Annotated in this window: 27 protein-coding genes and 1 pseudogene; 8 read left to right on the top strand and 20 right to left on the bottom strand. The window is 46.2% G+C overall.

The genetic code is table 11. The features are described 5' to 3' along the window. Positions 1 to 8: 8 nt before the first annotated feature. The gene (locus tag ABUE20_RS02040) at positions 9 to 227 is read right to left on the bottom strand and encodes a hypothetical protein (protein WP_408618150.1); all 219 of its coding nucleotides are present in this window, start codon (positions 225 to 227) and stop codon (positions 9 to 11) included. Between the two features lie 291 nt (positions 228 to 518). On the opposite strand from ABUE20_RS02040, the gene ABUE20_RS02035 reads away from it, so the two are divergent. Beyond that, positions 519 to 1,556, top strand: coding sequence for a hypothetical protein (locus ABUE20_RS02035; RefSeq protein WP_408618149.1), 1,038 nt, complete (start codon positions 519 to 521; stop codon positions 1,554 to 1,556). Positions 1,557 to 1,562: 6 nt separating this feature from the next. Next, complete coding sequence (locus ABUE20_RS02030; protein WP_408618148.1) at positions 1,563 to 2,255, top strand: hypothetical protein; 693 nt, start codon at positions 1,563 to 1,565, stop codon at positions 2,253 to 2,255. Here the strand turns inward: ABUE20_RS02030 and ABUE20_RS02025 are convergent. From ABUE20_RS02025 to ABUE20_RS01975, 11 genes are all read right to left on the bottom strand, one after another. After that, the gene (locus ABUE20_RS02025) at positions 2,237 to 2,656 is read right to left on the bottom strand and encodes a phage virion morphogenesis protein (protein WP_408618147.1); all 420 of its coding nucleotides are present in this window, start codon (positions 2,654 to 2,656) and stop codon (positions 2,237 to 2,239) included. The genes ABUE20_RS02030 and ABUE20_RS02025 overlap by 19 nt on opposite strands. Continuing rightward, positions 2,646 to 3,128, bottom strand: a complete 483-nt coding sequence (locus ABUE20_RS02020) for a phage tail protein (RefSeq protein WP_408618145.1) — start codon at positions 3,126 to 3,128, stop codon at positions 2,646 to 2,648. The genes ABUE20_RS02025 and ABUE20_RS02020 overlap by 11 nt, the downstream gene beginning before the upstream one ends. Next, positions 3,112 to 3,411 carry an Rz1-like lysis system protein LysC gene (lysC, locus tag ABUE20_RS02015; protein WP_408618144.1) on the bottom strand — a complete coding sequence of 100 codons (300 nt, stop codon included), beginning with the start codon at positions 3,409 to 3,411 and terminating at the stop codon, positions 3,112 to 3,114. The genes ABUE20_RS02020 and lysC overlap by 17 nt, the downstream gene beginning before the upstream one ends. Continuing rightward, positions 3,341 to 3,685, bottom strand: coding sequence for a hypothetical protein (locus ABUE20_RS02010; RefSeq protein ID WP_408618143.1), 345 nt, complete (start codon positions 3,683 to 3,685; stop codon positions 3,341 to 3,343). The genes lysC and ABUE20_RS02010 overlap by 71 nt, the downstream gene beginning before the upstream one ends. Beyond that, positions 3,682 to 4,479, bottom strand: coding sequence for an N-acetylmuramidase domain-containing protein (locus ABUE20_RS02005; protein ID WP_408618142.1), 798 nt, complete (start codon positions 4,477 to 4,479; stop codon positions 3,682 to 3,684). Before ABUE20_RS02005 ends, ABUE20_RS02010 begins: the two co-directional genes overlap by 4 nt. Continuing rightward, entirely contained in the window at positions 4,476 to 4,817 is a 342-nt protein-coding gene (locus ABUE20_RS02000) for a phage holin, lambda family (RefSeq protein ID WP_408618141.1), read from the bottom strand. Before ABUE20_RS02000 ends, ABUE20_RS02005 begins: the two co-directional genes overlap by 4 nt. After that, positions 4,808 to 5,014, bottom strand: a complete 207-nt coding sequence (locus tag ABUE20_RS01995; RefSeq protein WP_408618140.1) for a tail protein X — start codon at positions 5,012 to 5,014, stop codon at positions 4,808 to 4,810. Before ABUE20_RS01995 ends, ABUE20_RS02000 begins: the two co-directional genes overlap by 10 nt. After that, positions 5,011 to 5,475, bottom strand: a complete 465-nt coding sequence (locus ABUE20_RS01990; RefSeq protein ID WP_408618139.1) for a head completion/stabilization protein — start codon at positions 5,473 to 5,475, stop codon at positions 5,011 to 5,013. The genes ABUE20_RS01995 and ABUE20_RS01990 overlap by 4 nt, the downstream gene beginning before the upstream one ends. Positions 5,476 to 5,584: 109 nt before the next feature. After that, positions 5,585 to 6,262 (bottom strand): phage terminase small subunit, encoded by a 678-nt coding sequence (gene gpM / locus ABUE20_RS01985; protein ID WP_408618138.1) that lies wholly within the window; start codon positions 6,260 to 6,262, stop codon positions 5,585 to 5,587. A gap of 3 nt (positions 6,263 to 6,265) precedes the next feature. Next, positions 6,266 to 7,333: a phage major capsid protein, P2 family gene (locus ABUE20_RS01980; RefSeq protein WP_408618137.1), complete on the bottom strand. Its 1,068-nt coding sequence runs from the start codon at positions 7,331 to 7,333 to the stop codon at positions 6,266 to 6,268. A gap of 11 nt (positions 7,334 to 7,344) precedes the next feature. Then, the gene (locus ABUE20_RS01975) at positions 7,345 to 8,163 is read right to left on the bottom strand and encodes a GPO family capsid scaffolding protein (protein WP_408618136.1); all 819 of its coding nucleotides are present in this window, start codon (positions 8,161 to 8,163) and stop codon (positions 7,345 to 7,347) included. A 145-nt stretch (positions 8,164 to 8,308) separates the two neighbouring features. Between ABUE20_RS01975 and ABUE20_RS01970 the strand changes: the two genes are divergently transcribed. Together ABUE20_RS01970 and ABUE20_RS01965 are read left to right on the top strand one after the other, a co-directional pair. After that, positions 8,309 to 10,054 (top strand): terminase ATPase subunit family protein, encoded by a 1,746-nt coding sequence (locus tag ABUE20_RS01970; RefSeq protein WP_408618135.1) that lies wholly within the window; start codon positions 8,309 to 8,311, stop codon positions 10,052 to 10,054. After that, a complete protein-coding gene (locus ABUE20_RS01965) occupies positions 10,054 to 11,007 on the top strand; it encodes a phage portal protein (protein WP_408618134.1) in 954 nt (317 codons plus the stop codon). The genes ABUE20_RS01970 and ABUE20_RS01965 overlap by 1 nt, the downstream gene beginning before the upstream one ends. On the opposite strand, the gene dhiA is transcribed toward ABUE20_RS01965, so the two are convergent. The 7 genes from dhiA to ABUE20_RS01930 form a co-directional block, all read right to left on the bottom strand. After that, complete coding sequence (gene dhiA / locus ABUE20_RS01960; RefSeq protein ID WP_408618133.1) at positions 10,967 to 11,524, bottom strand: type II toxin-antitoxin system antitoxin DhiA; 558 nt, start codon at positions 11,522 to 11,524, stop codon at positions 10,967 to 10,969. The genes ABUE20_RS01965 and dhiA overlap by 41 nt on opposite strands. 2 nt (positions 11,525 to 11,526) lie before the next feature. Continuing rightward, positions 11,527 to 11,790 (bottom strand): type II toxin-antitoxin system toxin DhiT, encoded by a 264-nt coding sequence (gene dhiT / locus ABUE20_RS01955; RefSeq protein WP_408618132.1) that lies wholly within the window; start codon positions 11,788 to 11,790, stop codon positions 11,527 to 11,529. A gap of 116 nt (positions 11,791 to 11,906) precedes the next feature. Next, positions 11,907 to 12,323: a hypothetical protein gene (locus ABUE20_RS01950; RefSeq protein WP_408618131.1), complete on the bottom strand. Its 417-nt coding sequence runs from the start codon at positions 12,321 to 12,323 to the stop codon at positions 11,907 to 11,909. 96 nt (positions 12,324 to 12,419) lie between these two features. Next, a complete protein-coding gene (locus tag ABUE20_RS01945) occupies positions 12,420 to 12,638 on the bottom strand; it encodes a hypothetical protein (protein WP_408618130.1) in 219 nt (72 codons plus the stop codon). Positions 12,639 to 13,465: 827 nt separating this feature from the next. Next, the gene (locus ABUE20_RS01940) at positions 13,466 to 14,059 is read right to left on the bottom strand and encodes a hypothetical protein (protein WP_408618129.1); all 594 of its coding nucleotides are present in this window, start codon (positions 14,057 to 14,059) and stop codon (positions 13,466 to 13,468) included. Continuing rightward, entirely contained in the window at positions 14,037 to 14,222 is a 186-nt protein-coding gene (locus ABUE20_RS01935) for a hypothetical protein (protein ID WP_408618128.1), read from the bottom strand. Before ABUE20_RS01935 ends, ABUE20_RS01940 begins: the two co-directional genes overlap by 23 nt. A 179-nt stretch (positions 14,223 to 14,401) precedes the next feature. Then, entirely contained in the window at positions 14,402 to 14,596 is a 195-nt protein-coding gene (locus ABUE20_RS01930) for a hypothetical protein (protein ID WP_408618127.1), read from the bottom strand. A gap of 1,086 nt (positions 14,597 to 15,682) precedes the next feature. Between ABUE20_RS01930 and ABUE20_RS01925 the strand changes: the two genes are divergently transcribed. Together ABUE20_RS01925 and ABUE20_RS01920 are read left to right on the top strand one after the other, a co-directional pair. After that, positions 15,683 to 16,072: a hypothetical protein gene (locus ABUE20_RS01925; RefSeq protein WP_408618126.1), complete on the top strand. Its 390-nt coding sequence runs from the start codon at positions 15,683 to 15,685 to the stop codon at positions 16,070 to 16,072. After that, a pseudogene (locus tag ABUE20_RS01920) lies at positions 16,069 to 17,142 on the top strand (IS3 family transposase). The gene ABUE20_RS01925 and the pseudogene ABUE20_RS01920 overlap by 4 nt, the downstream one beginning before the upstream one ends. A gap of 106 nt (positions 17,143 to 17,248) precedes the next feature. Here the strand turns inward: ABUE20_RS01920 and ABUE20_RS01915 are convergent. Next, entirely contained in the window at positions 17,249 to 17,602 is a 354-nt protein-coding gene (locus ABUE20_RS01915; RefSeq protein WP_408618125.1) for a hypothetical protein, read from the bottom strand. 273 nt (positions 17,603 to 17,875) lie between these two features. Between ABUE20_RS01915 and ABUE20_RS01910 the strand changes: the two genes are divergently transcribed. Further along, positions 17,876 to 18,742, top strand: a complete 867-nt coding sequence (locus ABUE20_RS01910) for a hypothetical protein (RefSeq protein ID WP_408618124.1) — start codon at positions 17,876 to 17,878, stop codon at positions 18,740 to 18,742. Between the two features lie 2,148 nt (positions 18,743 to 20,890). Next, positions 20,891 to 21,076 carry a hypothetical protein gene (locus tag ABUE20_RS01905; RefSeq protein ID WP_408618123.1) on the top strand — a complete coding sequence of 62 codons (186 nt, stop codon included), beginning with the start codon at positions 20,891 to 20,893 and terminating at the stop codon, positions 21,074 to 21,076. Positions 21,077 to 21,552: the final 476 nt, after the last annotated feature.

The raw sequence follows: 21,552 nt of genomic DNA, 5'->3' as shown, positions 1-21,552 counted from the left end.
TTTGAAAATTAGTGCTTGGTGTCGTCTGGGTTGCCGACGTGATCGAGGATGTCGGTCATTTGAGACGTCATGGTTTTTAAGAATGCGGTGACTAGGGCTGGTTCGAGGAAGTAGTCCTGACCATTGGGAATATAAGCGGTGGCGCTTTGGGTCAGGGTTAAGCTGTCACGGATGTCACAGAGTTTGCGATAGTCATCTTCACTAAGATGATAGGGATAATTTGCCATGGTTGGCTCCTTGTATTTGCTGTCACACAAAAATTATTCGATGCCCGTTAAGGGTGGTCAGGAGGGTGACAACGGCTACAAGAGACCGCTCTGCCTATTCCCCGAAGGTGTTGTATTCGGCAGAACTCCCGACCATAGAAATCGATCGGTCCCACAAATTTTGGGCACAAAAAAACCGCAGTGCTATCGGGTGCGGGTAAACCGCTTGTAAGAGGTTGTCACGCCTCGTAAACAGAGAATTTAGTATATACAATTTATATTGTCAATACGTGTTTTGGGATTGAAAGTATCATGAATTTAGAACGATTGATTGATTTTTTAAAGAAAGTCAAGCGAGTAATCTCTATTTTTAAACTTCCATTTGAAATAAAGCTGGCAAAAATAAGTGCTGCAATGGCAGTGCTATTAATAGTTGGTTCCCAAGTAGGCTTGAATGAAGTTTTACTAGTTTATGTTATAGAGAAAATTTGGGGGAAATCACCATTATTAGAAAACGCTATAAATAATGGTGGAGATGCTTGGTTAGGTGTGCTTTTATTGATTTTAACTATGGTGTATTATATTTTAATTCATTCAGCAGATAAATTTATTGAAGGAATTTTAATTAAATATGAGAATAGACCTGTTTTAGAATCTGATGTATTGGATATAGAAGAACAATCATTTAGTGATAATGTTATTCAGATTAATAGAATTAATATACTTACTCCAAAAATTGATACTGTTCCTGACTATAATGAATTTAACCCAAATAGTTCATTTTTGAACATGGCTGTTTTTTCGAATGAAAATAATAAAGATTTTTTTAGGCGGAGAGCTGCTTTTTTAGCAATTTATGGCGGTGCAGAGATTATTTTTTTTAAGATAGAAAATAAAGGTAAAAAATTAGGGACTGGTATTTCTTTAGAAGTTGAGTTTTTTTCAGAAAGTAATGAAGAATTATCTGATATATTTTCATGTATACCGACAGATGATTATAACCCTGAAGTGCCAGAGAAAAGAGATATATCATATATGTATGCAAATATATTGAACTCGCCATCAGAAATAAATTATGTAAGTATGCTGAAAAACCCAACGTTTATAAAAAGATGGAATATTGGAGAATTACAGGCAGGAACATATTGTAGAATACCTGGAGCGATGATAATAAATGCTAAAGAAGCTATAGAAATGCTTATTACTATATATTGTAATGAATTTGATAAGCCCATATCAAGAGAATATAAAATAATTCCGTCAGAATATAAGTATAGTATTTCTATGAATGAAATAGAAAATGATGAAAAATTCAATCAGATAGTTTCTGATTATATTATAGTGGACTGATTTTACATGAGTGGATTTCAATTTATAATTAGCACAATATATATTGTGCTGGTTCCTATTTTGATTTTTTTAATAAAAAATTCAATTATCAATAAAATTAAATCAGAATTTCAGCAGTCTGGATTTAATAAGGCGAATAACAAAAATTTTCCGATAATTCGTGAACAACAGGAACAGTTAGCAAGGTCAATCGAAAGTATAAAAAATAATTTAAGTAAACCAAATATAGATTACCGAATCAAAAAAGAACTATACACTCAAAAAGTCATAGAGACTTTAACGAAGGTAAACGAATTAGTAGCTCGAATCGGCGAGCGTTCGAAGCTAGAAATTAGGACTCCAGATCAAAAAATTGAAAATGTATCAGATAACGAATGGGCTGATGATGTGTATGAATTTTTTACAGTGATGAAGCAGTCTAGACCTTGGATTCCTGTATCCATTTATGATTTTGTCTTTAACCACCTAAAGGATGTATTCTGGGAAATAAGAGATTTTAAGTTTGAGCATGATGAGATAATGTCGACTCAAGATTATTATTTCAATAATCCTAGTGATAAGAAGAAAGAATTCTTACAAAAAGAACGAGAACGGTATCGTACTGTGTTGCATAACATAAATACTAAAACATTTGAAAAAATTGATTATGTTTACGAGCACTTATCTGAGCAAATTCAGGATTACTTTAATAAGTTGTAAGTAACCATGTTGTTTAGGTCTATTTCCCCAATCCCCAACACCTTCCTCTTCTGATACCGAATCGACCGACTCTTCGGAGCCGGTTTATCGGTGAGTCCATACTGATGAATTCGGGCAATGCGTCCCACGCGGCCGCTGTAGCCGACGCTGACTGCTTCATCGGTCACTTCCACCTTCATCCATTTTGACTGCTTGAGCTTGGTAAACATTTTGCGCTTGATGCGGCCTTTGCGCGGGGCAAAGGGCGTGCCATCGGGGTTTTGCTGGGCGCTGATGCGTTGCTGTTGTTGTTTGCGGATCTGCTGGCCCAGTTGGCGCAGGCGTTTGCGCCGTTCGCGCGGCTCTAACTTATTGAGAATGGGGGCGGCCCAGTCTTCAAGGGCGGTGAGGTCATTCTCCATGATTGTTCCAGGTGGTAATCGGTTGGCCGGTGTTGTCGATGAGCGTCAGTGGGCTGTCGCTGGGCAGCTGTTCCTCGAGCTGCGGTTCGGCAAGGTGTTCGACCTGCCAGCCTTGGTCGGTTTCGGTGACGGTCACGGATTCGGTCAGCGGCAGTTGCAGCATCAGGTCGACGTGCTGGTTGTCTAGGATTTCCGCTTCAAATTCGATGGCTTCGCGTTTATCGCTGTTGGTCATCAGTTCACTCTGGTTGACGCGCAGCCAGTCAAACAGGGCGATGGTGAAGGCATCTAAGGAGCTGGCAAAGTGAGTGATGATCACGGTGGCGGTGTAGCGGTATTCAAATGATCGGCTGTAGTGGGCGGTAGCGCACAGATGGCCGCGTTCGATAAACAGTAGCAGTTGCTCGGGGTTTTGTTTCAGCTCCGGCAGGCGGCTGAGTAGATGGCGGCGCAGGTCAGTGAGTTTTTGCATCGGTGGGTTCCTTGGCGCTGGGCTGCTCGGCTTTTTGGGCATCACGGATGATGGCGTCGACTTTGGCGGCGCACTGGCGTAGCGCGCTTTGGCTGGCCAGATAGGCTTTGAGCAGGTCGCCATTGGTTTTTATCGCAGGCGAGGGCCGCTCACACGGCGCGACGCTGGGCGCGGCGTGCATCACCACGATGGGCGCTGGGGTGACCGGGGGCTCAAAAGAGCAGGCGGCGAGCTGCAGCAGGCAGAGGCTGGTCAGCCCAATGTTTAAGTTCGGTGTCGGCATGAAGGGCCTCGGTCAGTTTATTTTGCTGGTCATTGGCGCTTTGTTTGAGCGTGGCCAGTTGTTGGTTGAGCTTATTTTGCGCCTTAAGCTGCGCCGCCATCTGCTGTTGCATGGTGGTGATCACCTGTTGTGCCTGGTTGTAATTGGTACTGAGGGTTTGGGCGCGCTGCTGGTAGTGGTCGGCCTTGGATTGGGCGGCGGTAATGCGCCACTGTTGCAGTGCCAAAGCCACGGCGGCCAGCAGTAAACCGCCGATGAGGTATTTGTTGATCATGCGCGGATGCTCGTCAGGTAGTGGTTATAGGCGCGCGCCAGTTTGGCATCGTAGGCGTTGCGCTGGTAACTGGGGCCGTTATAGCCTTTGGCGAATACCGCCCAATGTTGGCTGCGCAGGGCGGTGAGCAGCGGATGGTTGGCTTTGATAAAGCGGCTAAAGGCAAGGAACTGGCTGGCTTCGCTGGTTTGCATCTGAGTTTGCCAGTCTTGCGCACTGTCGTAGCCCAAACGCTGCCAGTGTTCACCCATAATCTGGAACAGGCCCCAGCTGGCCGCTTCGATGGCGCAGCTTTCATCGATTTGTTTGGCCTGTTCTAAGCGCTGCCATTCATCTTCCCCGCCTAAGTAACCGCCGGCTTCGGCGTTGACTAAGTTGGGCTCTTTGGCGGCCAGTGCGTCGAGCTGTTGCTGGCGCATGCCTTTGGCCTGCAATCGCCGATACATGATGTGGCGTTCAAATAAAATCACTGGTCGGCCTTTGGCATCAAAGCCGCAGCCGCGGGATTCGACCTCGTTCACCGCTAGCACTGCCGCTAAGGGCACGCCCAGTTGACGCGCCCCCTGTCGCAAGGTGGGCAGCTTGAGGTATTTGTCGGTGTTGCCGCCTTTCAGCGCGGTAAGGGTTTTTGCTCCGGCGCAGCCGTCTGGCACTAAATCGTGTCGTTTTTGGTAGTGCAGCACGGCCTTTTCGGTGTTTTCGCCATAGTCGCCATCGACTTTGAGGACGAATCCGGCTTGTTTGAGCAACTGCTGCAGTTGGCGCACATTGGCGCCGCGGTCGCCTCGTTTCATTTTTTCACTCCCAGTTTGTTGTTGATGACGGCCAGCGCCAGTGTGCGGCAGGTTTCGATGCCGAATAGCCCCACCAGTGAGGCTACGCCACCGGCTGCGGCACTCGGCAGGCCAAGGCTTGTGAGGGCGTAGGAGCTGGCAATCCCCAGTAGCCCGCAAAGCGGCGCTTCAAAGGTGTATTGGCGCAGCTTGCCGCCGCTGTAGCCGATGCGCATCAGAGCGATTAAGAAGGCTAAAATCCCCGCGTAAAACGAGGGCCAGTTGGTGTGTAAAAAGTTGGCGAACCACGCCCACTTTTCGGGGTCATGAGACATGTTCATGCGGTGTTTTATTCCCATAGTTGAACCTGTGCTGTTGAGGGTTGGACAACCCGCTCGGGCAAGGTAAGGGTGAGTCCGGCGGGCAGGGTTGGGCCGTAATCTGCCAGGCCGGGGTTGGCTTGGAGCACGGCTTCGGTCACGGCGCTCGTGCGGCCATAGTAGCGCCAGCACAGCGCATCGACGGTGTCTCCCTGTTGGCTGCGAATGGTGGTCATAACAGGTCGACCGTAGAGCGGGGCGCACCCAGTAGATCGCGAATCGCCCAGCGGGCATCGCGGCGGTATTCATCGATGCTGTAGCTCAACACTTCGGCTTCATCTAGGCCTTTACCGGAGGCATCGTAGCTGCGGTAGTGCTCGGTGAGTTCGGCGGCTGCGGTGCAGTAAACGGCGCGGCGATAAAGCCAGATGGGGCGAGTGGTGCCGTTGATGGGCGAATCCGGAACGGCTTTGAGGTTGCTGTAGCCGTTGGCTTGGGCGTTCATGGCGTAGCTGGCCAGTTCGTGGTTTACGCTGAGCATGGCGGCGACGATGGACTCGGTGAGTCGCTCATCGCTGATGGCGCTATCAAGGCGCATGGCGGCGCGCATGCGGGCGCTGTTGATATCGGGAAAGAAACCATCATTGGCGATGGTGGTTCCGCTGGCGTTTTGGTCGCCGTTGGCTATTAACGTCATGCGCTACTCCTTGTGAGGTCGGCGGTGACCGAATGAAGCCGGTTGGGGTTGCCATGTAGGCTTGGCCAACGGGCTCATTCGGGCCGCCGGGGTGCGTGAGTCACTCGGTTTAGCGGCCGAAGTTTTTGAGTAAACGTTCGGCTCGTTCTAAATCTTTTTTGCCACCGCAGCGGTCATGCAGGCTGATGGCGGTCGTGAGTTCATCAACAGCGGTTTGCAGTGCCGCTGCATCGTTTTGTTGCTCGCCCTGTGCCAGCCAGAGTTTGCCCAAGGCCAAATGCAGTTTGGCGCGGACTTCATCCGGCATGTCATGGCTGTGGGTGATCTGCTCGGTTTGCTCGAGTAGTTCGCGGCTAAACGGTTGGCCCTGTTTGAGCTGGTTAAGGGCGGCATCGCTGACTTCTTCGGCGACCACGCACGCGCTGGTTCGGGCGAAGCGGTCGGGCATTTTTAAGCCATGCTCCAGCACGTATTGGGCAATGGGCAGAGCGCTTGGGTAATCACCGGCGTCGATATGCCAGAGCATGATGGTGGTGACGATTTCATCCTGTGCGCCGGTGCCGCTTTGTAGCACGCCTTGGATGTAGGGCTGATAGGCGGGCAGCAATTTGGCTTTGAGTTTGGCTTTGCCCTGGGCGGATTGGATCTGTTTGAGCCGCAGTTGATCTTGTTTGAGTTGCATCAGCTGCAGTTCGTACGGGGTTGCTCCGTCCATGATGGGCGCATCGGTGGCCGCCGCTTGGGCGGCCTGTTTGCGGCGCTGGTTACGTTGAGCCAGTGTTAACATCGGTTAGGCTCCTTGTTCGGTAGTGGCTTCGCCTGCGCTGGCTTCACCGTTGTCGTCGAGTTGGTCCATGCGCTGGATGTTTTCGACGACGGCGCCGAGGCCAAAGTCTTCAATCACGTAGGCATCGTTACTGGATTCATAGGTGGCGATGCGGTCCCACTCCGGTTCCTCACGGATTAAGCGGCGGCGCGCACCTTCCTGCCAGTAGATGGAGAGGTTTTTGAGGCTGGTGACCATGACCACGCCATCCGGGAAGTGCGGCACATCCACGTAAGGCAGGCCGCCAATGTGGGTGCGGGTGATGATCTCGTCGGCGGCGAGTTCTTCACGGTTGCTGGCGGCACCGCGTTCGATGGCCGCCAGCATTTTGCTGTGGATGAGGTTGCGGTCGATGATGGCGACTAAGTCGGGTGATTTGCGATACCACGGATCCAACATCTGCACGGCATCATAAACGAGGGCATCGAGGTTGGCGTAATCGCCGCCATCGCCTAGCAGGATGTTGCCGGATTTTTTGTCGCCGCTATCGAGCACGCGGTCACTGGCTTTGCTGCGGTACTTCTGCAACCAACCGATGTTCACATCCTGCAACAGCGGGTTCTTTTCCCGGTCGGTATCGGCGGCGGCCTGAGTCCCGTGCCAGCCGACCATGATGCGATCGAGCGCCTGACGCTGAACGATGGCGTTGGAGAGCCGTGCCTGAAAGTCAGGAAATTTCGCCCAGGCATCGAGCAGGGCGTAGGTGACGTGGGTGTCGTAGTCGGTTTTTTTACAGGTGTAGTCGTCGCTCGACAGGCTGGCGACATCACGGGTATTACGGCGCGCTTTGGTGGTGTCGGTACGGCTGGCGATGGTGCTGCCCACGCCTAACATCACGGAGGCGCCGGATTGTTCGGTGACGCCGAGCATGTTGATGCGGCTTAAAAAGGCCGACGATTCCTGCATGGCGGTTTCAAGGCGCTGCTGAATGGTCGGTTCGACGTTGAACTTCTGGGCGGCGCTGCCAATGTGGTTGAGCTTGGCTTGCTGCGCCAGATACTGGTTGAACTTGTTGCGGGTTTCGGTGCGCATGGATGCTCCTTTTAGAATTGGGCCAGCTCTTGGTCGCCGCCGGTAATGGCGGGGCGCTCTGGGGTGTTTGGGGTTTCGGCCAGTGAGGTTTTCAGGGCATTAAATGCCTGGCTCAGTTGTTCATGCTCGCTTTGCAGTTGGCTTAAGGTTTGCGAAAGCTGTTCGCTTTGGTCGTGCTGGGTTTGGGCGCATTCGACAAGGTCGGTAATGGCTTGTGCCAGTTCGGCATCATGCGTGCCCTGTTGCTGTTGGCGGTTGAACAGGGTTTTGAGCTTGTCGGTCAGGTGGGCAAATTTGCCGCTCTCATCTTCCACTTCTTCAAATTCCAGTTCGGTTTCGGCCAGTTCACTAAACAGGGCATCGGGGGCTGATTTACGGCTGCTGAGAGGGCTGGCCTCTGGGTTTTGCTGAGCAAAGGTGAGCATCTCGGTGCCGAGGCTGGCCGGCGAGTCAGTCACGCCAAGGCCGGTGAGGTAGGCGCTGGCGGTTTTGGCAAAGTTCGGTTGCACTTCCATGCTGGTATAGATTTTTTGCCGACCTTTGACCATGGCGATGAGCTCGTGGGTCGGTTCGATTTGGGCGAACAGGGCGAGTTTGTCTTCACCATTGATGGCGACGGTTTCGGCTTTGACGGCGCAGACGTCGCCATAGGCGTGGAACGGGGAGTCGGGCAGGATGCCGCGAATATGTTCCAACCAGACGCGAGCGCCGTAGGTTTTGGGGTTGTAGCTTTCGGCCATTTGGCTGATCCAATCGCGTTCGATGGTGCGGCCATCGGTGGTGGCGCCTTCAACGGCAACGCGGAACCATTTGGAGCGGGTTTTCTTCATGCTGTATCTCGGGTTGGCGGCTGTTGCGGTCATGGTCGATAGCGGGGGCGGATTCGGCAACGCGCTCTGAGTGTAGTGATCTGCTTTACAGCGCCAGGCAGTAGGGCGCGTGGGGGCGAGCCACCACTATGGGCGCATGAGTGAGATGACAATAGCAGCCGACCCTCGGCGGCAGGCGCGATTTTTGTACTGGCAGGGCTGGACGATTCAGGCCATTGCGGATTATTTGGATGAGAATGCCAAAACGGTGAGCTCATGGAAGCGGCGTGACCTGTGGGATGAGGCGGATGCGGCAGAGCGCATCGGCGGTGCGTTGGAAGTGCGCTTGATGCAGCTGATTTTAAAAGAGGGCAAGAGTGGTGGTGATTATAAGGAGATTGATCTGCTGCATCGCCAGTTGGAACGGCAAGCACGCATTCAGCGCTATCAACAGGGCGGCAGTGAAACCGACTTAAACCCGAAGCTAGCCAACCGTAATGCCAAACCGAAGGAGAAAGCGCCGCGTAATTTTATCTCGGAGGAGGAAATCGAGCAGCTGCAGCAGGCGTTTATGGAGGGCTGCTTTGATTATCAGAAGGATTGGTACCGCGCCGGCAACCAACGGACGCGGATGATTTTAAAAAGCCGTCAGATTGGGGCAACGTTCTATTTTGCCCGTGAGGCGTTGATGGATGCGCTGATTACCGGGCGCAATCAGATCTTTTTATCGGCTTCTAAGGCGCAGGCGCATCAGTTTAAGAGTTATATGCAGGCGTTTGTGCAGGAGGTGACGGGCCAGACGCTGACCGGCGAGCCGATCATCTTAGGCAGTAATCAGGCGGAGCTGCACTTTTTGGGGACGAACTTTCGCACGGCGCAGGGGCGTAGCGGCAATTTCTATTTTGATGAGTTCTTCTGGACGCAGAGTTTTGATGAGCTGAACAAGGTGGCCTCTGGCATGGCGTTGCATAAGCGCTGGCGCAAAACGTACTTTTCAACGCCATCGAGCATGGCGCATCCGGCCTATAAGTGGTGGACGGGCGAACGGTTAAACCGTGGACGGCCAAAGGCGCAGCAGATCCAGATTAATACGGAGCATGCGGCGTTGGCCCAGGGGCGGTTGTGTGAGGATAAGATTTGGCGGCAGATTGTGACGATTCTGGATGCCGAGCAGCGCGGCTGTGACTTGTTTGATGTGGATGAGCTGCGCTTTGAGTACAACGCGGAGCAGTTTGCCAATTTGTTGATGTGTGAGTTTGTGGACGATGGGGCCAGCATCTTTCCGCTCACCATGTTGCAGCCGTGCATGGTGGACTCATGGGAGCTGTGGACCGATTACAAGCCGTTTGCGCTGCGCCCTTTGGCGGACCGCCCGGTGTGGGTAGGCTATGACCCGGCCGAGAGTGGCGATAGTGCCGGTTTGGTGGTGGTTGCGCCGCCGCAGGTGGCCGGGGGTAAGTTCCGCGTGATGGAGCGGCAGCAGTTTAAGGGGATGGATTTTGCGGCGCAGGCCGAAGCGATTCGCCAAGTGACGGCGCGTTATTTTGTCACTTATATCGGTTTGGATGTGACCGGTATGGGCGCTGGGGTGGCGCAGCTGGTGAAGCAGTTTTTCCCAGCACTGACGACGTTTAGTTACAGCCCGCAGGTGAAGACGGCGCTGGTGCTGAAAGCGTATGACGTGATCAAGAGTGGCCGTTTGGAGTATGACGCGGGCTGGACGGATTTGTCGCAGAGTTTGATGGCCATTCGCAAAACGGTGACGGCTTCGGGCCGCCAGTTTACTTATACCGCAGGCCGCAGTGATGAAACGGGCCATGCCGATTTAGCCTGGGGCTTGTTCCATGCCCTACACAATGAACCGTTGGAAGGTCGCACGCAGACTAATAGCGGCTTTATGGAGATGTTCTAATGAGCGATAGCGTTGAGATGTTTACCTTTGGCGAGCCGGAACCGGTGCTCTCCAGCCGCGATATTCTGGATTACATTGAGTGTTGGAAGAACGGCAAGTGGTATGAGCCGCCGCTATCGTTGGGTGGGCTGGCCAAGTGTACCCGCGCCAGTGTGTATTTGCAGAGTGGGCTGAACTTTAAGCGCAATATGTTAAGCCGTGCCTTTGTGCCGCATAGGTTGCTCAGTCGGCAGGCGTTTGAACAGTTTGCGATGGACTGGCTGTGCTTTGGTAATGCCTACCTTGAAAAACGCGACAATATGCTGCGGCAGAACTTGGGGCTTAAACCGGTACTGGCGCGCTACATGCGGGTTGGGGTAGAAGCCGATCGCTTCTTTCAGGTGGAAACGTTCCATGATGCGCATGCGTTTGCCAAAGGCAGCATCTGCCATGTGCGTGAGGCGGATGTGAATCAGGAGATCTATGGTCTGCCGGAATGGCTCAGTGCCATTCAATCGGCGCTGCTGAATGAGGCTTCGACGTTGTTCCGCCGTAAGTATTACCAGAACGGCAGCCACGCCGGTTTTATTTTGTATATGACCGATGCGGCGCAGAACGAGCAGGACATCGCCAACTTGCGTGAGAAGATGAAGCAGAACAAAGGGCCGGGGAATTTTCGCAATATTTTTATGTATGCGCCGAATGGCAAGAAGGACGGGATTCAGTTGATCCCGATTAGTGAAGTGGCCACCAAGGACGACTTTGCCAGCATTAAAAACATCAGCCGTGATGACTTGCTCGCCGCGCTACGGATTCCGCCGCAGCTGATGGGCATCATCCCCCAGAACGCCGCCGGTTTTGGATCACTCCAAGAAGCAGCGCAAGTCTGGGCGGACAACGAACTCGCCCCACTGCAAGCCCGTTTAAGCGTGGTTAACGAGTGGGTGGGGGAAGAAGTGGTGAGGTGGGGTTAATGGTCGCCTGCAGTTGAGTCGCGTTATTCTCTTGTGCCAGTTCAATCACGGCATGACCTAATTTAACCAAGGTGCCAAAATTCGGTTTGGTTTTGGAATCTAATGAGCGATAAGCACTCGTCCGGCTTTTAATCCCGGCCCGTTCTGTCACTCGTTTGTGGCCTAATTGCTCAACATAAGCCCGTAAGGCCGCTTGTAAAATATCAGGGCGATCTTCTTGCATCGATTCCCATGCCGCTTGCTTTAACACGGCTTCCATCTCTTCTACGTTGACCACGTTTGATATGGGTTGTAATTCACCTTGAGTGATAGCCCGCAAGGTCGTAGCTGATAATTCTGCATCATCCCAACGCAATGCACCTTCTGCGGTTAGTGCAAAGCAGATAAAGTCACTGATTTGGTCAAACGGCGGTTTTTGGAAATAATCGGATAAATCGGCTTTTCCGTGAAAGCCGTCGTTAAAAGTCAGTTCTAAAACATGGTCATGTAACCAATCGACATCGATTATTTTAAGCATGGTTATTTCCTCAGTTTCTCCGGATGTTCTCCGTTGACGGCTTTATGCCACATGTCGAGAAATGCTTCTCGATGTTGAGCGATATGCTGTTCGGCGCGTTTACGCTGCTTGCTTGGCAGGTATCCCTCTAAACATTCACCAGTTTCAATTGCGATAATCAGTTCATAGTTGCCATATTTGACATGCAGGTGTGGGAGTTTGTGCTGTTGGTTGTCAAAAAAATACAGATAAAACGTTAACCCCAACAGGGTTGAAATCACCGGCATATCGATCTCGAACAATTGACTTAGTTGAACTATAGCATTGTCTCTTAAAAGAGACAATGCTATCGCTATTATTCAAGAAAGGTACGGTTTTTTAGTTAAAGAGGTGAGAAGAAATACTACGCTTTAGCCGGCATGTCCTTACCCATCAACCCTTTAATATAGGCATCGCTATCGCACCATGTAAAAAATACATTGCCGTTTGAGATTAATTCAGAAATATTGAGATTCTTTAATTCATCTTTAGAACTAATAATTTCTACTTCGATTTTCACGGGGTATTTTTCTTCCATAGCTTTAGCTGCATTGCTAACTTGAGTATTTTCGGCTTCGGAAAAGGCTTCTTTGAAGCTACCTTGTGGGCCCATTGTATCATTATAACCGTAACCATGAAATCCAGAATAAACTGTAAAGTTTTCAGTGGCTTCCAGAGCTGTTTTTAATTCTCCATATTGCTCTATTTCTGTAATAAAATTAGCAACATCACTTTGACCGTCATGAGTAAATACATTGTTTTCATAGCATTTAATAGTCATTTGTTTATCTCCGATATTAGAATGTTTATTTATAATATCGGAGATGAAAATAACTAATCTGGTTTATCAGTTATTTTTCCGTTGAATATATGGTTATTATTGATGTCTTGAGTCATTGCCATCCGCATGCTGGATCACATTGGTCACCTGATCATTCATCAGTTCCAGAAAGCGGGAGAGGTTTTCGGGGTTCACCTGCAGAACGTCACCACGAGCGGTGCCGTCATCCAGCATAAAGCGAATGAGCTGCAGTGTGCCCTGGAGTTCTTGCAAGGTGTTGAGATCAGCATCGGAAATAGCGTATGAATTGGACATGATGTCCTCCTGTATATTTAAGTTACAGGCCTTCCAGTTAGTCGCTGGAAAGCCGGGTCTCAACTAAAGCCATACAGAAGCTCCGGGCCTATTCCCCTCGCGGGTGTTGTATTACGCCTCTCAACCCGGCCATAAATAGGCTAGGGCGTGCTGCTATAAATTGCAGGCACAAAAAAACCGCAAGGCTCACGGGTGCGGATAACCGCTGTATTTTTTTAGTAAGAGAATCATAAACCCCTTCGACAGCACGGTCAAGGGCAGCCGGGTTTCAACTAGAGCCATACAGATGCTCTGGGCCTATTCCCCTTGCGGGTGTTGTATTACGCCTCTCAACCCGGCTATGGGTAGGTTATATATTCGTTGGGAAATCAGATACTATTTAATTAGTTTTTTGTCGGAAATATAAGATATAAATATCTAAGTGAAGCATATAAAAAAAGCATACATATAAAAATTATAAAATATCGAATGCTATAATCACTATTAATAATTTGAATCAAGCTAGTGGCAGCTAAGATTCCAAGAATGGATTGCCATAATATAAAAAATCCATTCAAAAAACCTAATGTATAATGCGCAATAAAATAAAGTGTGCCATTCTTTAAACTATGATTGTTTATCCAATAAATAAATCTACCTACGATAAAAATTATCAAAAAATATACAGATATCTCAGGTAGAGGAATTTGGCTTTTTTCAAAATTTACTATGTGTAGATAATCGTGATGTATAATGTATAAAATAATTGAAGGTATGAATCCATATAACATAAAACCTAAAATATCACCGAAGATGATCTGTTTCTTAGTCATGTTGGTGTTCTCTTATTATTGATATTTCTTACAGTTTTTAGAATTGTTTATTCGACAGTCATCGACAGGTAAAACTATGAAATCTTTATTTCCCACAATAAATTGTACCAGTTTACTGTAATTGGACCCTGGTTTTGCTAATGAGAATAAGAGAGAAAAAAGAAACACAAAAACAGTAAATGCAAACGAACCAAGTGCACCTTTAAGGATTGATACCCACCATCCATCCTTCTGTCTTCCAATTTTTTTTATAATTTCACTATCTTTAGCTTTTTCTTTTTCCTCTTCAATTCGATCTTCTGCATATTCAGCTGCAAATGAGGTTAAAAATAGCGCAGCATCATCTTTCAGTTTTTGTAGTCTTTTCTCATTATATCCGAGTAAAAAATCAGCAACATTTGCTACAGGAACATCGTTAACATTATGGACCTCTCTGTAAGAAGCCTTCCAACGATATTTTTCGTCTTTATAATCAGCATAGGCAATCATACCAACGAGCCGCTCATTAGAGAGCGGCTCGGTACCCATGACTAACTTTTCGAAAATGTGGTTGTATTGGTATTGAACTGGTTGTTCTGATTGACCGCTAGACTTTGGTTGTGATTCCATCGGCTAAAAATTCCCGTTCCCGTTCTTCAAGCTGTTTCCGTCGAACCTCCATAGCTGAACTCAAGGCCGTATTGATCGCTTCGACGTCAACCTCTTTGATTTTCCCATTTATTTTTACTAAACGGTACTCACGCCCATTACGTGTAATTGTCATTTTACGCATGCAGCACCTCTTGTTTGAAAATCAATTCAATAAATAACTGAGTTAACTGTCATTTATTTGTGTTGAGATAATATTATCCTGCAATTGGTTAACTTTCAATCTTCCAATAACGCATTTGTGTGAGGCATTCATACAATGAGTATAGACGTTTTGTGTAGAAGGACTGTGTTGAAACATCTTTAATGTGAGTTCAATTGCTCTTTCTTATGATTTTGACGGTGATTGTATATCTGATTTAGCTGACGGATGATTTCTGCTTCGACATGGGGGTTGCGAAAACTGGAGGTAATGAAACCATCGTTGTTAATAAAGAATTTGTCGCGATTATCACGAAGCACTTTTGCTAGATGGTCTAGCTCATCGTGTTTACTCATGACATTCACTCCATTAGGTACACTTTATCTTATTTAACCTTAATCACTTCTTAGTGAGTTGGCAAGTAATAACTGTATAAATGTACAGAGCTATGCCTCCCACACCCTCTGTTTGATCCCGCCGCGCGCAGTTGACTCCCCGCCACGCCTGCGCTCTAAATGTGTTGATTTGGATGCACCCCTGCATACGGCCTCAGCCAAGGCGCTATCTGGGCTGGCGGGCGATTCTTACTGCAGAATTAGGATGCGGATCCCTGCACACAAGCCCCTTTTTTGAATACGGGGAGGAGAGGTTGTTTAAAACAGGGGGATTATTGATAAATCAATCGGATTTAGGCAAATAAAAGTAGATGCCCACCGGAAAAAGGTGATGTGGTGATGAATACGGTTAAAAATCGCTGGAGGCCGCGTCAGCTCTGGTCTGGAGAAAGGTGATATGAGGGGTGAAAAAGGTGATGTGGAGGTAATGAATAAGGTGATGAAATTATAACTTATTGATTTTACGGTAAAAGAATATTACCTCTTCAGTGCAGTGGATCACCTTACAAAGAGGTGATGACATCACCTTTTTAGCACCGATTTCTCACCTTTTTATAAATCTATAACTATATGAATTATATATAATTATTTAACTATTTTAGAAGACCTAACCTACATCACCTTTTTCCGGTGGCCATCTAATAATTTTCACCCTATAGATGATATATATATCAATATCCGTATTATTCTCTTGTTCAGAATTATATCACGCATGTTCTGGTTGCCGTGTATCATACGCGTCTCTACGCTCGCTAAGCACTAGGAACGCCCGCTAACTTTTATTTAGCGCAAGCAGCGTTTACACCAGTTTTACACCACTTTGATGGTAAGTTGTTGAAATGTATGGTTCATTCAAGTCCGGCCCCGGGCACCACCTCACTTCTTTGTATATCACACCATTTCTTATATTTTCTTCTCATATCAAGTATTTGCACGCTTTCTGCGGTATATTGATTTGGACGAATCTTGGCATTTCTTGCCATATTCTCGATATTTTTACACCAGTTTTACACCACTTTTTACACCAGTTTGGTGCCAGAGGCGTATATGGCACAGATATTTAAGCGGGGTAAAAAATGGCGTGCTCAGGTTCGCGTAAAAAGTCAGTCCCGCTCGCGTAGCTTTGATTCGAAGATAGAAGCATTAACCTGGGCCGTCGAAATCGAACAGCAGATGAAAAATCCAACCAGCATTATTCATGGCAAAACGCTGGCCGATGCTTTTATTCGATATGCAGACGAAGTCTCTCCTTCCAAAAAAGGAAAACGGTGGGAGTTAGTGCGGCTTAACAAACTGCTGCGAGCGCCGATGGCTTCGATATTGCTTACCGACTTTACACCCAATGATCTGCAGCACTGGATCAATACCGAACTCAAGCGGATTCAGGCGTCAAAGGTAGAATTTTCTCGTACCATATGCACAGGAGATTCTTTATGAAAACATCAAAATTCACCGATAGCCAAGTCATGTCGATCCTTAAACAAGCTGAAGCCAGCGCCAGTTCCAGAACTGTGTCGCGAACATGGCATGAGCTCTGTGACGTTTTACAAATGGCGGGCTAAATTCGGAGGCATGGATGCATCACTCATGGCCCGACTAAGAGAGCTTGAAGCTGAAAATACTCGTCTTAAAAAAATGTATGCCGAAGAGCGTTTAAAGGCCGAAATCATTCAGGAAGCGATGGCAAAAAAGTGGTAAAGCTGTCGCAACGTAAAGCGATGGCGCAACATGCGGTTGCCAATCGCCAAGTGACTATTCGCTTGGCCTGCGCTGCATTTTTTATCAGTGAAACCTGTTACCGATATCAACCGGTTAACGATGATAAAAATACGCAGATCGCGGATTTACTTGTTGAGTTAACCGAGAAAGAAACCGATTGGGGCTTTGGGCAGTGCTTTCATTACCTCCGCAACGTCAAAGGTTTTGGTTGGAATCACAAGCGTGTATATCGAATTTACTGCGATTTGGCGTTAAATCTGCGGATAAAGCCCCGCGGAAGATTAAAACGAAACGCACCAGAGCCGCTGAAAGAGCCAACTAAACCGAACCAAGTTTGGTCGATAGATTTTATGCATGACCAGTTAGCAGATGGTCGAAGCTATCGGTTATTTAATGTCATTGATGATTTTAAACGAGAAGGTCTTACGATAGAAGCCAGGTTCTCGCTACCCGCGGTACGGGGAATTCGGGCGCTCAATCAACTCCTTGAATGGCGAACAACACCAAAGGCGATCCATTGTGACAATGGGCCAGAGTTCATCAGCCACGAATTTACAGAATGGGCGAAAAAGCATGGGATCCGAATTGATTATATTCAACCTGGCAAGCCTCAGCAAAATGCCTACATCGAACGACATAACAGAACGATGAGATACAGTTGGGTCAGTAAACATTTATTTGATACGCTTGAAGAAGTTCAGGACTACGCCACTAAATGACTATGGTTCTATAATCATGAACGGCCACACAAAGCCAATGGTGGAAAGCCACCTTTGATGGCTGCTTAATCTCTACTTTTAACTACGGTTAAAAATGGGAGGATTACCCCCCTACGGATTTATCATCCAAAAGCCCAGATGAGCGTCAAATTATCTGGGCTTTGTTTTATCTACTTCACGACATTAATGCGCTATTCAACTGCGCATATTTTTCATCGGTTAAATACTCAAAGGTACGGGAGAGTTCAGCGGCGGTTTGTTTGGCCGCGTCGTTGGCGGTTGGTACTTTGAGCAGAACGTAGCCGGTTTCTTCCAGGGCCATTAAACGCAAGCGACGGTTGTCCTCGGGCGAGCAAGGGAGTGCGCCTAGCATACTGTGAATAACGTGATCTTCCATCTTGCGTTGTCCTCGTTCAGTGTCGGTCAGCACATAAGGGCTGAGGTTGGCTCGCTTGGCGTGGTCAATCAGGGTCATTTCTAAATCAACACGAATTTTGCGAATGGTCCGGCCGAATGGGGTGAGTATCATGGTCTCCTTGGGTGTGTGTCGTGGATCGGTCTATCGAGGAATACAGTTTATCGAGACTGATATTCAGTCGTTTCCCCTTTTCGTTGTCGACCTGAGTTTTACAATGAAATCGTGGGTCAGGGCACTTGACCTCAATTTGCACTCACGACACCCGCATTTCTTCTATGGATAAATGAGTCATTTATCGGTACACTCCATTTCATACTTAATGCTTAAACCTTATGGGTGATTTGTGTGGACCCATGTAAGGTCGAAAAAATAAGGATGTGTGTTGTGGCAGAAGTCGCGCCTGAAGATGTCGCTGAGGTTCAGGCTCATGCGAACGCTGCAATTATGCAAGCTCATATAACGATTCGGACAGAAGTTCCCGCAGGGGCACTGCAACAGAGCTTTATTAATTTCGTTGAAACGATGACTAATCAGATTATGACTGATTTTGTCTTCTATGGCCGTTTGACGAAAGCAAAAGCGATTGAACTTTTTCAGCAGATCTCAAATGCATTAAATCCTCAAAAATTAAGACTTATCTTTGATTGTGTGACGAATGGGGGAACTGCTATATCTTCCTTATATATGGGGAAAGAGATTATTGGTTGGATAAAAAGACCAAGTTTATTATTAGAATTTTTAGGCGCGGCACAATTATTTGTTGAAGGGATGCAATTAGGTACTGCGGCCACAATGTCCATAGAGGGTATTGTGACGGCTGTTTTAGTGGGAATTATTGTTATCTGCTTATTATACATTGTTGGACATGTAACAAATAATTTTGAAGAGTCTTATCTGTTCTTTTCGGATGGTTTGGAAAAGCATACTGGTTATTTTAAAAAGTGGCATGAAGAGATATTCGGAAAGGTTTTGGGTGACAGCATTTATGATGTTCTCGATATGGGAATTTCAACACGTGGTTTGTTGCAAATAAAACACTTAGAACCAGATAAGTTAGTTGAGTCTTATGGTTTAACAATTCAGAAATTACTCGATAAGACTCACCGAGCATGGCAAGATCTGAGCAGTTCGGCCTTCGTTTCGGAGATCGCCGCCGATGTAAATACGGTATCCGGATACGTTGAGAATGCATATGATTGGGTAAAAGAGCCGTTTTCATCGAATCAAACAGAAGATAAGAAGCATGGGTGATATTTTTGTAGCTTTTGGTTTACTTATTTTGAACATCATACTGTTCTTTTGGTGTCGTTTCATCAAACGGCGTTTCCTGAATTTGAATTTTCTGTTGAAATCATTGAGCTGGTTTAACTGGATTTATTGGTTGTTTTTTAACTTGATTATTTGGCAGCATCAAGGCTACATCTTTCCATATGATGTGATAACAGGAAGGTCTCAAGCTGACGGTGTTTGTATGCTTATTGCGTTTATTTTTACATTCGTTTTGTTTTTTCAGGGCCCCATCGCTGTCTACATGAAAAAATGCCGTTAGTGACACCACTTCCGCCTTTTCCATTCTCTATATGCTGTGTGTTTCACATTGTTTTATCTGGGTAGGGGAATATCAGGTGTCTGTTCTTTTAACAAAGACACAGAAGTGATGTTAGGTTTAGAATGATAGCGCTAAAGAGAAAATAAAATGATGATCCTTTTTGTTGATGCTGGTCTCTTTATATTTTTGATTACACTGTTCTTCCTATGCCGTTTTTTGAAACAACGCTATTCACAGTTTAATGTCGTTTGTAAGATGTTATGTTGGATTAACTGGCTTTATTGGATGTTTTTTCTTCTTACGGCATGGCAAGATTTGGAGTTTGTCTTCCCATATTCTTTTGTTATTGGACGAAAGGAAGTCGATGGTGGGGGATTAGTTATCTCGTTTATCTTTACTTTTATTTTGTTTTTTCAGGGGCCTTTTTGGAGGAAAAAACAGCGGGGTATTTAGCTAAATACGTTTTAGGTCTGCTTATACATGATGATTTCCTTAGTAGTTGCAATAGTCGGAATAGTCGTCTTTTTATGGTGCTACTTCTTACGTAGTCAATATTTAAGATATGGAAAGCCTTTCAAAATATTCTGTTGGGTTAATTGGCTATATTGGATATATGTTGATCTCTTTATTTGGCAAGATCATTTATTTTTATTTCCATATTCGCATTTGGCTGGCACAAAGCAAGCTGATGGAATATGCATGATTATTGCCTTTGTCTTGTGTTTTATGATTGCTAATCAGGCTCCTTTTTTGGCAAAAAAGCGGCATGTAAGGTACTGAAATGAGTGCGTTTAGATTATCGATATGACTGATATTTTGGTAACTGTTGGTTTATTTGTTTTCGAATTTGTACTGTTCTTTTGGTGCCGTTTCATTAAATGGTGTTTCCTGAATTTGAATTTTCTTATGAAGGCTTTGGGCTGGCTGAACTGGGCGTATTGGATTTGTTTTAACGTTGCCATCTGGAAAGATCTCCGATTTATTTTCCCCTTTGATTTAGTCTCAGGAAGCTCCCACGCTGATGGCATCTGTTTAATTATTGCCTTTATTTTTTCGTTTGCGCTCTGTAGCCAAGCTCCTTTTTTGGCAAAAAAGCGGCATTTAAGGTACTGAAATGAGTGTGTTTAGATTATCGATATGACTGATATTTTGGTAACTGTTGGTTTACTCGTTTTCGAAATCGTATTGTTCTTCTGGTGTCGTTTTATTAAGCGATGCTTTCTTAATCTAGGTTTTATTCTAAAAACGTTCAGTTGGATAAATTGGATTTATTGGTTGATGTTTAATATGATTATTTGGCAGGATTTTAGGTTTATTTTTCCATATGATTTAATCTCTGGCCGTGACCAAGCTGACGGTATTAGTGCTATGGTTGCTTTTATTGTCTCTTTTATTCTCTTTTTCCAAGGCCCGATTGCTGTTTATCTCAATAGGCGCCGACGATTTTAGTAAACTTTTTTGAGCTGATGCAGTATACGGTTATTTCAATAAGCATCGCCCTGATAAAATACAGGCGATAGTTCCGCCTATTGCTAGTTTCCATTCATAGGCGCTTCGACTTGTATAGACACGTTTCGGTAAGGCGTAATTGTGGGTGAGTTTTTTTCTTGGTATAGCTTATTGTATCCATGGCATTAAAATTGGGCATATCATCATTTGGAAGCATTGGTAAGGTTGGAACTTTATGACCAGTAGCGATCTGTGGTAGTTGCAAGTATCGATATGCCAGAGCAATTTGTTTTTTGTGAAATGTAACCTACTCTTAATTGATTTTAATATCATTATTATAGAGAGAAAAATACTGTCACAACGAGTATTGGCTGGGGCTAGCTTTAAAGCGCAGGAGGGCAATGGGGGGAGAGTTATATGGCTTTGCTGTGGGGAATCAGCCAGATGTTTCCCTCAATGGTTTAAATGGTTCCGGTTCGATCACTATTTCAGTAATATTCTATGTTAATGGTGAAAAAACATATCCAAATATTACTGTTGGGGATAGCCATCAATCATTCCAATTCCAGAAAGTACACGGACTATGATGAGTTCAATGTCCAGTCAGTAAGTGCCATTGTGATTTACATCAATATGTCTGTTATAGAAAAATTATTGATCACCATTTGGATTCTAGCCACTTTTGGGCGGTTTTAGTCCTAATATATATAAATATTGTGAAGCGTATAGGGTATTGTACGAAGAGAAGGTTTTATGTTTGCTAAAGGCATTCAAAATCATATAGGCTTATTGGTTTAGTCACATTGGGAGTCCGGTGCTTTCGGTATTTTGCGTATATCGAATAATTTACGGCAGAGAATATTGTTATTTTGATTTATTAAATAAACTAACAAAGCTCCAGTTTTAGCCTCGCTCATTCATGGGCATTAGGACAATAAACACACATTATCCTCTAAGGTGAGAAGATATTCTGATTATTTAGGAAAAAAGATATTGTAACTGTTACTGTGAAAAATGTTTATTATTGAATGGATGTTGATTTTTACTTGCAGGATAGACCATA

The organism is Celerinatantimonas marina, assembly GCF_046054165.1.
Taxonomy (GTDB): Bacteria; Pseudomonadota; Gammaproteobacteria; order Enterobacterales; family Celerinatantimonadaceae; genus Celerinatantimonas.
This window is presented reverse-complemented; position numbering and strand designations above follow the sequence as displayed.

Coding starts and splice junctions, on each gene's coding strand:
- ABUE20_RS01915 (WP_408618125.1), bottom strand. CDS start 17,602: ATGATACTCACCCCATTCGGCCGGACCATTCGCAAAATTCGTGTTGAT.
- dhiA (WP_408618133.1), bottom strand. CDS start 11,524: ATGCTTAAAATAATCGATGTCGATTGGTTACATGACCATGTTTTAGAA.
- dhiT (WP_408618132.1), bottom strand. CDS start 11,790: ATGCCGGTGATTTCAACCCTGTTGGGGTTAACGTTTTATCTGTATTTT.
- ABUE20_RS01970 (WP_408618135.1), top strand. CDS start 8,309: ATGACAATAGCAGCCGACCCTCGGCGGCAGGCGCGATTTTTGTACTGG.
- ABUE20_RS01995 (WP_408618140.1), bottom strand. CDS start 5,014: ATGACCACCATTCGCAGCCAACAGGGAGACACCGTCGATGCGCTGTGC.
- gpM (WP_408618138.1), bottom strand. CDS start 6,262: ATGTTAACACTGGCTCAACGTAACCAGCGCCGCAAACAGGCCGCCCAA.
- ABUE20_RS02020 (WP_408618145.1), bottom strand. CDS start 3,128: ATGCAAAAACTCACTGACCTGCGCCGCCATCTACTCAGCCGCCTGCCG.
- ABUE20_RS01950 (WP_408618131.1), bottom strand. CDS start 12,323: ATGACTATTAAATGCTATGAAAACAATGTATTTACTCATGACGGTCAA.
- ABUE20_RS01990 (WP_408618139.1), bottom strand. CDS start 5,475: ATGACGTTAATAGCCAACGGCGACCAAAACGCCAGCGGAACCACCATC.
- ABUE20_RS02040 (WP_408618150.1), bottom strand. CDS start 227: ATGGCAAATTATCCCTATCATCTTAGTGAAGATGACTATCGCAAACTC.
- ABUE20_RS02005 (WP_408618142.1), bottom strand. CDS start 4,479: ATGAAACGAGGCGACCGCGGCGCCAATGTGCGCCAACTGCAGCAGTTG.
- ABUE20_RS01965 (WP_408618134.1), top strand. CDS start 10,054: ATGAGCGATAGCGTTGAGATGTTTACCTTTGGCGAGCCGGAACCGGTG.
- ABUE20_RS02025 (WP_408618147.1), bottom strand. CDS start 2,656: ATGGAGAATGACCTCACCGCCCTTGAAGACTGGGCCGCCCCCATTCTC.
- ABUE20_RS01930 (WP_408618127.1), bottom strand. CDS start 14,596: ATGAGTAAACACGATGAGCTAGACCATCTAGCAAAAGTGCTTCGTGAT.
- ABUE20_RS02030 (WP_408618148.1), top strand. CDS start 1,563: ATGAGTGGATTTCAATTTATAATTAGCACAATATATATTGTGCTGGTT.
- ABUE20_RS01945 (WP_408618130.1), bottom strand. CDS start 12,638: ATGTCCAATTCATACGCTATTTCCGATGCTGATCTCAACACCTTGCAA.
- ABUE20_RS01925 (WP_408618126.1), top strand. CDS start 15,683: ATGGCACAGATATTTAAGCGGGGTAAAAAATGGCGTGCTCAGGTTCGC.
- ABUE20_RS01980 (WP_408618137.1), bottom strand. CDS start 7,333: ATGCGCACCGAAACCCGCAACAAGTTCAACCAGTATCTGGCGCAGCAA.
- ABUE20_RS02035 (WP_408618149.1), top strand. CDS start 519: ATGAATTTAGAACGATTGATTGATTTTTTAAAGAAAGTCAAGCGAGTA.
- ABUE20_RS01940 (WP_408618129.1), bottom strand. CDS start 14,059: ATGGAATCACAACCAAAGTCTAGCGGTCAATCAGAACAACCAGTTCAA.
- ABUE20_RS02000 (WP_408618141.1), bottom strand. CDS start 4,817: ATGGGAATAAAACACCGCATGAACATGTCTCATGACCCCGAAAAGTGG.
- lysC (WP_408618144.1), bottom strand. CDS start 3,411: ATGCCGACACCGAACTTAAACATTGGGCTGACCAGCCTCTGCCTGCTG.
- ABUE20_RS01905 (WP_408618123.1), top strand. CDS start 20,891: ATGGGGGGAGAGTTATATGGCTTTGCTGTGGGGAATCAGCCAGATGTT.
- ABUE20_RS02010 (WP_408618143.1), bottom strand. CDS start 3,685: ATGATCAACAAATACCTCATCGGCGGTTTACTGCTGGCCGCCGTGGCT.
- ABUE20_RS01935 (WP_408618128.1), bottom strand. CDS start 14,222: ATGCGTAAAATGACAATTACACGTAATGGGCGTGAGTACCGTTTAGTA.
- ABUE20_RS01975 (WP_408618136.1), bottom strand. CDS start 8,163: ATGAAGAAAACCCGCTCCAAATGGTTCCGCGTTGCCGTTGAAGGCGCC.